The sequence below is a fragment of the Amycolatopsis jejuensis genome (genome assembly GCF_000717335.1).
GTDB lineage: Bacteria > Actinomycetota > Actinomycetes > Mycobacteriales > Pseudonocardiaceae > Amycolatopsis > Amycolatopsis jejuensis.
Genome location: NZ_JNYZ01000049.1, coordinates 82,458 through 89,790, shown reverse-complemented (window position 1 = coordinate 89,790; position 7,333 = coordinate 82,458). Strand labels below are relative to the sequence as shown.

At 64.9% G+C, this 7,333-nt stretch carries 6 protein-coding genes; all 6 read right to left on the bottom strand.

What is annotated here, in order from left to right; genetic code table 11:
- Positions 1 to 115: 115 nt before the first annotated feature.
- From OO71_RS42755 to OO71_RS42730, 6 genes are read right to left on the bottom strand one after another with little or no spacing between them, the layout of a single operon-like run.
- Complete coding sequence (locus OO71_RS42755) at positions 116 to 1,516, bottom strand: GH1 family beta-glucosidase (protein ID WP_033295800.1); 1,401 nt, start codon at positions 1,514 to 1,516, stop codon at positions 116 to 118.
- On the bottom strand, positions 1,513 to 2,595 hold the full coding sequence (locus tag OO71_RS42750; RefSeq protein ID WP_084145680.1) for an ABC transporter ATP-binding protein: 1,083 nt from the start codon (positions 2,593 to 2,595) through the stop codon (positions 1,513 to 1,515). The genes OO71_RS42755 and OO71_RS42750 overlap by 4 nt, the downstream gene beginning before the upstream one ends.
- Positions 2,592 to 3,494, bottom strand: coding sequence for an ABC transporter permease (locus tag OO71_RS42745; protein ID WP_051793061.1), 903 nt, complete (start codon positions 3,492 to 3,494; stop codon positions 2,592 to 2,594). The genes OO71_RS42750 and OO71_RS42745 overlap by 4 nt, the downstream gene beginning before the upstream one ends.
- A gap of 1 nt (position 3,495) precedes the next feature.
- Positions 3,496 to 4,476 (bottom strand): ABC transporter permease, encoded by a 981-nt coding sequence (locus tag OO71_RS42740; protein ID WP_033295799.1) that lies wholly within the window; start codon positions 4,474 to 4,476, stop codon positions 3,496 to 3,498.
- Positions 4,473 to 5,501: an ABC transporter ATP-binding protein gene (locus OO71_RS53515; RefSeq protein ID WP_033295798.1), complete on the bottom strand. Its 1,029-nt coding sequence runs from the start codon at positions 5,499 to 5,501 to the stop codon at positions 4,473 to 4,475. Before OO71_RS53515 ends, OO71_RS42740 begins: the two co-directional genes overlap by 4 nt.
- Before the next feature lie 2 nt (positions 5,502 to 5,503).
- A complete protein-coding gene (locus OO71_RS42730) occupies positions 5,504 to 7,171 on the bottom strand; it encodes an ABC transporter substrate-binding protein (RefSeq protein WP_033295797.1) in 1,668 nt (555 codons plus the stop codon).
- Positions 7,172 to 7,333 lie beyond the last annotated feature (162 nt).

Genomic DNA, 7,333 nt, shown 5'->3' with positions numbered 1-7,333 from the left:
GGCCCTCCCCGACCCCGATCACGGCAACCCCTGCACAACTCAGGCGTTGCAACAACCACTAGAACCCAAGCAGATTCCGTGAAGGTTCCCTTCACGGACCACTGGCCTACCGCGGTCAGGAGCCGCGGACCCGGCGGATCGTGTCGCGGTAGAACCGGCCGCTTTGCTTGATCGTGCGTTGTTGCGTCGGATAGTCGACCCGGATCAGGCCGAACCGTTTGACGTAACCGTAAGCCCATTCGAAATTGTCCAGTAACGACCAGGCGAAATAGCCGCGGACGTCCGCGCCTTGCTGCCTCGCTGCGGCGACGGCGGCCAGATGTGCCGCGAGGTAGGCGGTGCGGCCGTCATCCTGGACGTACCCGGTTTCGTCCGGCTCGTCGTCGAACGCGGACCCGTTTTCGGTGATGTACAAGGGCAATCCGGGGTAGTCGCGGCTGAGCCGGGTGAGCAGTTCGGTGAACTTGCCGGGCAGGATTTCCCAGCCCATCGCCGTGGTCGGAGCTCCGAACGGGACCTCGCGTTGCGCCGGGAATCCGTCCTCCCCGGTGGTCCGGCCGTGTTCGTCGACGCCGGAGAACTGCTGGCCGAAATAGTAGTTCACGCCGAGGAAATCGAAGGGCGTGGAAATGATCTCGAGGTCGCCGTCTTCCACCGGCAGCTGGGCGCCACGGGATTCGAGGTCGTGCCGCACGTCGTCCGGGTAACGGCCGTGGACCAGCGGGTCGAGGTAGATCCGGACGCCCATGCCGTCCGCGTTCCGCGCCGCCTCGCGGTCGAGGTAACTCTCCGTCGCGGGCTCGGCCGTGCTCATGTTGAGCGTGATCCCGAACTGGGTACTGTCTAGCGCGGCCTCGCGCATCCGCTGGGTGGCCAGACCGTGGGCAAGAAGCAGGTGGTGCACGGCGTTCATCCCGGCCTTGAAGTCACGCCGACCGGGCGCCATCACCCCGTGTACATACCCGTGCATGGCCGAACACCAAGGCTCGTTCAGCGTGGTCCAGTGCGCCACCCGGTCCTTGAGCCGGTCGAACACCAGCATTGCGTAATCGGCGAAGCGGTACGCCGTGTCACGCACCGGCCAGCCACCGGCGTCCTCCAGTTCCTGCGGCAGGTCCCAGTGGTAGAGCGTGAGCCACGGCGTCAGGCCGCGGCCGAGGACCTCGTCGACCAGGCGGTCGTAGAACCCGAACCCGGCCTCGTTCACGCCCCCGCGGCCGCGCGGCTGGATACGCGGCCAGGCAACCGAAAAGCGGTAGCTGTCGGCGCCGAGTTCCTGCACGAGCGCGATGTCCTCGGGCATCCGGTGGTAATGATCGCAGGCGACGTCACCGTTGTCGTTGTTGTCGATGGCCCACGGCACGCGGCAGAAAGTGTCCCAAATGGACGGTGTGCGGCCGTCTTCCGTTGCCGCTCCTTCGATCTGGTAAGCGGCGGTCGCCACTCCCCATCGGAAATCGCCGGAGAGGGTGTCGATCATTTGCTGATGGGTCGCAACGTCGGCGGTCTCGGTCAAGGGATCTCCTTTTCTACGGACCTGGCGGAACTGTCGGGCCTGGCGGGCCTGGCGGGCCTGGCGGGCCTGGCGGGCCTGGCGGGCCTGGCGGGCCTGGCGGAATGCAGCCAGCACGCGACGGTGCGGCTGTGGTGGTCACCGGGGGTACCCAGCACCGGAACCTCGGCGGCGCACCGCTCGAATGCGTGCGGACAACGTGGGGCGAAGGCGCATCCCGGCGGCAGCGAACGCGGGTCCGGCGGAGAACCGGGAATGCCCGCCAATTCCTGCCGGGGACCACGCAATGCCGGGAATGAACGCAGCAGACCGCCGCTGTACGGGTGCAGCGCGTCGCGATACAGGTCCGCGCTTTGTGCTTGCTCCACGATCCGGCCGCCGTACATGATCGCAATGCGGTCGGAGAATTCCACCAGCAATGACAGGTCGTGCGTGATGAACAGCACCGAGAATCCGAGCCGCTCCCGCAATTCGATCAGCTGCGCGAGGATTTGCCGCTGCATCACCACGTCCAGCGCCGTCGTCGGCTCGTCCATGATCACCACGCGTGGTTCGAGCGCGAGTGCCATGGCGATCATCACGCGTTGCCGCATTCCGCCGGACAATTGATGTGGATACGCGTCGAGCCGGTCAGCCGCAATTCCGACCAGCTGCAGCAGCTCTCGTGCCCTCGCTCGCCGGGATCCCTTGGTGCTGCGTGGATCGTGCGTCTTGAGCACGTCATCGATCTGTGTTGCGACCTTGTGCACCGGGTTGAGCGAGTTCATCGCGCCCTGGAACACAATGGACGTCTCCGCCCAGCGGAAGTCGCGCAGTTGCCGGTCGGTCAGCCGCAGCACATCGTAGGGATCGCCGTCTGCCGGGTGGTAGCGGACGCTTCCGCCGCGGATCACCCCGGGTGGCGCCAACAGCCGCATGAGCCCGTAGGCCAAAGTGGACTTACCGCTGCCGCTTTCCCCGGCCAGGCCGAGCACTTCCCCGCGGTGCAGCGTGAGGGAAACGTCCCGGACCGCGTGCACGGCGTCGTCGCCGAGTCCGTAGTCGACGTCGAGACTTTCGATCTCCAATACCGGTTCGGTCATTCCGGCTCCCGGCCCAGCACGGGCGTGAACCCGACGCGCATCCGTACGTTCTTCGCTTTCGCACCGCTGGACCGTAGCCGCGGGCTGACGAACTCGTCGATCCCGAAGTTGAGCAATGACAATGCCGTGCCCAGAAAGGCGATCGCAAGCCCGGCCGGGACGAACCACCACCACGCGCCTTGGGCCAGTGCCTGCTGGCTTTGCGCCCAGAACAGGATCGTCCCCCAGTTCCATTCCGAGAAGCTGGAAACGCCCACGAACGCCAAGGTGATCTCCGACATCACCGCGAAGACCACGGTTCCGACGAAACTCGACGCAATCACCGCGGTGAGGTTCGGCAGGATTTCGAAGAAGATGATCCGCCTCGTCGATTCCCCACTTGCCCGAGCGGCTTCGACGTATTCACGGCGTCTGAGCGAGAGGGTTTGCGCGCGTAACACTCGCGCACCCCAGGCCCACGACGTGCCCCCGATCACCACTGCCACCAGGTAATCACCACCGCTCGGCAACGCACTGCCGATGATGATGATCAATGGCAGAGCCGGGATCACAAGGAACACATTGGACAGTGCGGACAGCCCTTCCCCTGGTGTGCCACCGAGGTAACCGGAGGTCACGCCGACGACCACCGCGAGAATGGTTGCGACCACCCCCGCCGTCACGCCGACGAGCATCACGCTGCGGGTACCGGCCAAGACTTGACTGAAAATGTCCTGGCCGAGATGCGTGGTACCGAACCAGTGCTTGCCGGACGGCGCCTGCAGCAGGTCGTCGCTGCGGGCGGACGGGTCGTACGGCGCAATCCACGGCCCGATCACCGCGAGGAGCACGAAGAAGGCCAGCGTGATGAGTCCGGTCCAGGTCTTGCCGCCACTGAGGAAATTGCGCCGGGCCGCCACTTCAGCCCTCCTTCCGCGTACGCGGGTCGAGCAGCAGGTACGCGACGTCGGCGAGGAGATTGGCGACCAGCACGGAGAGCGTGATGATCAGGAAGATCCCTTGCATCAGCGGGTAATCCTGCGAACCGACGGCCTGGAACAGCTCGTAGCCGACCCCGGGATAGGAGAACACGATCTCCACCAGCAGGGTACCACCGACAATGAAGCCGAGCGCGAGTGCGAATCCGGAAACACTGGGCAGCAACGCATTCCGCGCGGCGTAACTCACCATTACGCGGCGTTCTTTGAGCCCCTTGGCGTGCGCGACGGTGATGTAGTCCTCCGCCGCGACGGTCACCATCATGTTGCGCATGCCCAGAATCCAGCTACCCATCGAGCTGATCAGAATGGTGATCGCGGGAAGCAGGCTGTGCTGCAGTGCGCTGCCGAGGAAAGTGCCGTCCCAGCCCGGAACGAGACCCGGGTCGTAGCCGCCGGAAGCCGGGAAGAAGCTGTTCGGTCCGGCCAGCAAGGTGATGGCGATGAGGCCGAGCCAGAAGTACGGCACCGACGAGAGGAAGGTGGTGACCGGCAGCAGACCGTCCACCCAGGACCCTCGCCGCCAGCCGGCCACCACCCCGAGCGAGGTGCCGATCAGAAAGCCGACCACCGTGGTGATGCCGACGAGAATGATCGTCCACGGCAGACTGTCGCCGATCACCTGCGAGACCGGCGACGGGAAGAAGGTGAACGACAGCCCCAGATCGCCGCGGAAGAGCTGTGCCCAGTAATGGAAGTACTGGGTGATGAGGCTTTCGTTCTTGTCGAGTCCGAAGAGGACGTACAGCGAGTGGATGGCGTCGGCGCTGAGGTTGCCCTGGTTCTTGGTGATCAGCGCCTGCACCGGGTCGCCCGGGATCATCCGCGGGATGAAGAAGTTGATGGTGACCGCGGCCCAGGCAGTGACCACGTAGAAACCGACCCGCTGCAGCAGGTATCTCATCGAGCGGCCTCGTAGAGCCAGCAGGCGGCCCAGTGCCCCGGACCGTCCACTTCAAACCGCGGTGGCAGCTCGGTGCGACACCGTTCCATCGCCACCGGGCACCGCGGATGGAACCGGCAGCCGGACGGCGGGTCGATCAGGCTCGGCGGTTCCCCTCCGGTCAGCGGTTCGGTTTTCTCGCGCCGGTCCGGGTCGGGCGCGGATTCGATGAGCAGCTTGGTGTAGGGATGCGCCGGTTTTTGCGTGACAGTCTCGGAATCGCCTCCTTCGACCATCCTTCCGGCGTACATCACCAGCGTTTCGTCGGCGAAGTAGCGCGCCGACGCGATGTCGTGCGTGATGTACAGGATCGCCAGGTGCAAACGTTCCTTCAAGTCGCGCAACAGGTTCAGCACACCCAGCCGGATCGAAACGTCCAACATGGACACCGGCTCGTCGGCGAGCAGCACTTCCGGGTCGGCGGCTAGCGCCCGCGCAATGGCGACGCGTTGCCGTTGCCCGCCGGAAAGCTCGTGCGGGAACTTGTCCACGTACCGTTCCGGCGGCGTCAGCTGGACGCGCCCGAGCAGCTCGCTCAATGCCTTCTCGTCGCTGTCCCGGCCGTGGATCTTCAGCGCCCGCGTGAGGTGGTAGCGGACGGTGTGCACCGGGTTCAGCGACGCGAAGGGGTCCTGGAAAATCATCTGGACCTGACGGCAGTACGCACGGAAAGCCTTACCGCCTCTCACCGCGACCGGCCTGCCGTACAGCCGAATGTCACCGCTGGTCCGCGGGTACAACTGAGCCAGCAGCCGCGCGACGGTCGACTTGCCCGAGCCCGATTCCCCGACCAGCGCGGTGACGCGACCGCGCCGCAACGTGAGGTCGACGTCGTCGACCGCGTGCACGCTGCGCTTGCCGCCGGTGAGCATCGCCCGCCCACGCTTGCGGATCGGGAAATGCTTTGTGAGCCCTGCCGCTTCCAGCACCACAGTGTCCACAGTGGATTCCCTGGACACCGCGGCGACGGCGTTGACCTCGGCCATAGTCAGGCCGCGGGCTTGAGGTGCAAGACGATGTCGACGGCGTTGCGCAGAGTCGGCTGCGCGGGTCCGTACGGATTGGCGTCGTCCGGCCAGCCGGTCCAGTTCTTGGTGCTGTACTCGCCGCCGCAGTTGGCCGCCATCAGCGGAACCATCGGCTGCTGCTCGGTCATGATCTGCTGCAGTTTGGTCATTGCCGTGGCGCGGCTTGCTTCGTCCGGCGCGCTCGCGTAGGTCTGCAGCGCCTGTGTGGCGTCCTGGTTCTGGTAGCGCCCGTAGTTCCCGTTGATCCCACCGGTTCCGGTCGGCTTGTAGCGCGTGCCGTCCATCACGTCGCGGTACATGTCGTACGGGGTGGCGCCGTCATTGGTCCAGTGCAGCACGCCTTCGTAGTCCCCGGTGTCAACGGACTTCGTCCACGCGTCCTGGTTCATTTTGGACACAGTCGCGGTGATACCGATCTGGGCCAGGTTGTCCTTGATGATTTCCAGGTCGGTGTTGTAGTCCGACCAGCCCGACGGCGCGGTGAGCTTGAGCGCGACCGGTTTGCCGGACGGATCCACCAGCTGCGTACCATGGTAAGTGAAACCGGCGCCGGTGAGCAATGCCTTCGCACCCGGCACGTCCACCTTCACCGTCTGTCCTTTGTACTCGGACGCGATGAACGGATCCCCGGCGGGCGTGGGAATTCCGGTGACCTGATCGACCTTCGGGTAGAAGTAGCCCGCCTCACCCTGGTTGAAGATGTCGTCCCGGTTCACGACCTTGTTCACTGCCTGCCGCAGCTTCGCGTTGTTCCAGGGCGCCTTTTCGGTGTTGAACCACAGCCCGTGCACGGCCAGCTGCGCCGGGAACCAGAGCTTGTAATGTTCGGGGTCGCGGTTGACGTACACCGTCTTGTAGTTGGGAATGAAGACGAAACTCCATTCCGCCGCACCACTGGTGAGCGCCGAAACCTGGGCGTTGTTGTCGTTGTAGGACGTGTACCGGATTTCCTTGACCTTCGGCGCATCCTGCCAGTACCCGTCCCGCGCGGCGACGGTGATCGTCTGCGGCGTGAACGATTTCAGCGTGTACGGCCCGGTCCCGATGGGATTCTTCACCGTATCGGTGGCGGGATCTTTGATCGCCGACCAGATGTGCTTCGGTACGACGATGGTCTGCAGGATTTTGACCTGGTTCACGAACTGCGATTCCGCAAACCCGAGGGTGACCTGGTTGCCATTCGCGGCAATGTCTTTGTACGGCACGGAATCGATGTTCAACGCCTGATGGTCGCGTAGCAATTGGAATGTGTAAGCCACATCCTGCGCGGTCATCGGGGTACCGTCGGAGAACTTGACCCCGTCGCGCACGGTGAGCACGAGCTTCCGGTAGTTGTCCGCCCAGTCCCATTTCGTGGCGAGCCACGGTTTCCCGGGCTCCTGCGGTTTGACGCGGTTGAGCATCACGAGCGGTTCGTAGATCACGAAGCGATACCCGAGCGACGCGGCCGCAGACGTTTCCAGGAACGGATTGTTGTTCTCCGTCTGCGGCCCGTTCGGCATCCCGACGTTGAGCACGCCGCCCGCACCGCCCGCACCAGCGGACGACCCACCCCCTCCGCACGCGACGAGCCCAACCCCGGCCAGCACGGCCACCAGCACTGCGACGATGGAGCGCCTGACTCGCATCAAGTCCTCCCGGATCTCCGGCGATCTTCGACAGTCCCCGGTAAGGCCCCCGCTCCCCCTCGGTGCCCGGACCGGCCGTGCGACAGGGGGAGTCAACCCGGGTGACGCGGGTCACGTCAATAACGACGGGGTAACGTTTCGTGCCTAAGTTTAAGTGATGAA